This window comes from Microcoleus sp. D3_18a_C4 (assembly GCF_036702415.1).
In the GTDB taxonomy this organism is placed as follows: domain Bacteria; phylum Cyanobacteriota; class Cyanobacteriia; order Cyanobacteriales; family Microcoleaceae; genus Microcoleus.
Window position 1 is genome coordinate 13,427 of record NZ_JAUBTI010000129.1, and the last position, 3,057, is coordinate 16,483.

Genomic DNA, 3,057 nt, shown 5'->3' on the forward strand with positions numbered 1-3,057 from the left:
AAAATATTTGTGTGGAGCTGGTATGTTGCCTGCTATAGTTATGTTTTCAGAACAGGCAAGATGCCTGTTCCACAACAAACAGACAAATATTTTTGTGCAGGCATTTTGCCTGCTATATTTATGTCTTCACCACTTCTTAAGCGAGAGTTAGGTGTTTTTGGCGCAACTCTCATGGGCCTGGGTTCAATCCTCGGTACCGGAGTATTTGTGAGTATCGGGATTGCTGCGGAAGTTGCGGGGCCGGGAGTGATTGTGGCTGTAGGTATTGCAGCTTTTGTGGCTGTTTGCAATGGTCTTAACAGCGCTCAATTAGCGGCAAATCATCCTGTTAGCGGTGGTACTTATGAATATGGCTACAAATATCTCAATCCTTGGCTGGGTTTCACTGCGGGGTGGATGTTTTTGTTGGCGAAAACGGCTTCTGCGGCTACTGCTGCTTTGGGTTTTGCGGGGTATTTTTTAAATGCAGTTGGTGTAGCCGATCGCACTTACCTGATCCTAACAGCTTTAGTCGCCCTCGCCACCCTCACTCTGGTTGTATTGACGGGAATTAGGCGATCGAATATTGCCAATACTGCCATAGTCTCAGTTACACTCCTATCCTTAGCGGTTTTTGTTGCTGTCGGTTTGCCAGAGGTAAGGTGGGAAATGGCCACCGTACAGAATGATAGCTCGATCGGCTCCATCTTCCAGGCCACCGCCCTGATGTTTGTCGCTTATAGCGGTTACGCCCGCATCACCACAATGAGCGAGGAAGTGCGGGAACCGAGGAAAACCATTCCCAAAGCCATAATTTTCACTTTGGTGCTGACAATGCTGCTTTACGTGGGGGTAGCAGTAGTTGTCGCGGGCGCGGGAGGAGCCGATAAATTGTCTTTACAAATAGGCGGCACGGCTGCACCCCTGGAAGTCATCGCCCGCAGTTTCCGAATTCCGGGAGTTTCTCAACTGCTAGCCGTCGGCGCAATTACCGCTATGTTGGGAGTCTTGCTGAACTTAATTTTAGGGCTGTCGCGCATCTGGCTGGCGATGGGGCGGCGTCTGGATATGCCGAGAGTCTTGGCACGGCTGAATCCTTCGGGGACAACTCCCTACGTGGCTGTGGTGGTTGTCGAAGTTACGATCGCACTTTTGATCCTCGTCGGCGATGTCAAAACCACTTGGTCATTTAGCGCTTTTAGCGTTTTGATTTACTACGCTATCACCAACCTCGCCGCGCTGCAACTTTCCCCCGCCGAAAGGCTTTATCCGCAGTGGTTGGCTTGGGTGGGTTTGGGGAATTGTCTGTTTCTGGCTTTCTGGGTGGAGAGGCAAATTTGGCTGACAGGATTGGCATTAATTGTCGCCGGTTTAATTTGGCGGGCGATCGTCCGAATCCCGGCGAGAAACTAGAAGTGTGATAAATTGAAACAGCATCCCGCATTGTAGAGGGCCATGCCCGATCGAATTCCCTTGCTGGCGACTCAAGAATCTCTCGCATTGAGCGCCATCAGTCGCTATATAGCTCAAACCCTCATTACCATTCAGCAACAGCATCCCGAATGGATAGCTGAAAAATACAGGAAAACCCCCTGGGCCAAACCTGATTTTCAGTCAGTTTTGATTGGAAAATTGACAAAAAGTTTCAGCGTAGCCAGCGATACAGATTCCCTGCTGCTGACTGCGAAAAAATACCTACAAATTCTGCTGATTCCAGAATTCGTTAATTCACCTCAATTCAGCAAATTATCTGCCAAAATTCAGCAGCTAGCCCAATCTCAAACAGCACCAGCTAAATCAGAAAACTCAGTTTCGTCAGAACCTCCAACTCCAACAGCCAATCAACCAGCCCCGCTTCCTAGCGGCATTGCTATCTTGCTGCTAGATGTCGAAAACTTGCAACTCACCATCGAAACCGAAAAATTCCTAGAGGGAATTTGCCACTATCCCATCCAAATCAAAGTTGCCTTTGCCAACTGGCGCAGCATGGGCAAGAAAGATGCCGAATTTCACCAGCGCGGCTATCAACTAATTCACGTCCCCCCCGGCAAAGACAGCGCCGACTTAAAAATGGCTACAGTCGGCGCATCGATTTTCGTACATTATCCCACAGCCAAAGAGATTTTTGTCTGTTCGTCCGATCGCGCCCTCACTCACCTCAGCAATACACTGCAAGCCCACGGACTAACCGTATTTCAAGTCCGCAAACAAATAGATAAAATCATAGTTTTAAACAGCAAAACCGGACAAGTGGAAACCCATTCTCTCGTAACTATACCGGAAATTACACCCCTCGAACAATTAGTTATTCAGCTCAAAGAATTAATCAAAAAAGAGCAAAAACGCACATCAACTCAGTGGATAAAACTTTCTACTGTTTCAGCTTTATTTAAGGAAAATTACGGCTTAGTCCTCAATCAAGTTGTTGCCCATCATTTGCTCGGCACTAAAACCAGGGATATCTTTCTCAAATATCCCACCGATTTTGTCCTCCACAAACCCTCAGAAACTTCTCAAACTTATGTCACTCTTTTTGAAGTGAGATTATCGCCCCCACCGCCAATACTTAACCAAGAAAATCTGAATAACCACCAGGCAGCACCTGCCACCTTGACAGATATTAATTCTCTGGAAGACTTGGAAAGAGCTCTTGTCAAAATCGTTGGCGAGTTAACCGGCAACTCTCCTGAAAATTCTGTATTTCTCTCCAATGTAGGCAGCGAATTTCACCGACAATACGGCAAACAAATTACCCAAATAATTAAAGATTTTAATCTTGGTAGAAAATTTACTAAATTTTTGCAATCCTGCGCTTCTCTCAAGCTAAAAAAAGCCGAAAAAGGCTGGCAAGTTTCCCTCAATTAATTAAAAATTAAAATATATAGCCTTTCTCAGTAACATGAGGTGTTCTTGGGCATTGACCAAACAGGGCATTGGGCATTGAAAGAGTACCTTACTTTCCTGAGAACCCCTATGTAAACGTCCCATTACAACTCACATATTGCACCATTCTCAGGAACAGGCTTTTCGGCCTGTTCCACAAAGAGTGAATTTTCTTGTGGAACAGGCCGAAAAGCC

The 3,057-nt window shown here is 46.4% G+C and carries 2 protein-coding genes; both read left to right on the plus strand.

Features of this window, described 5'->3' with window-relative positions:
• On the plus strand, window positions 1–1,392 hold a 1,392-nt coding region (locus QUB16_RS30135; RefSeq protein WP_333321834.1), incomplete at its 5' end, for an APC family permease.
• Between the two features lie 42 nt (window positions 1,393–1,434).
• Window positions 1,435–2,844, plus strand: coding sequence for an NYN domain-containing protein (locus tag QUB16_RS30140; RefSeq protein WP_333321836.1), 1,410 nt, complete (start codon window positions 1,435–1,437; stop codon window positions 2,842–2,844).
• Window positions 2,845–3,057 lie beyond the last annotated feature (213 nt).

Coding starts and splice junctions, on each gene's coding strand:
- QUB16_RS30140 (WP_333321836.1), top strand. CDS start 1,435: ATGCCCGATCGAATTCCCTTGCTGGCGACTCAAGAATCTCTCGCATTG.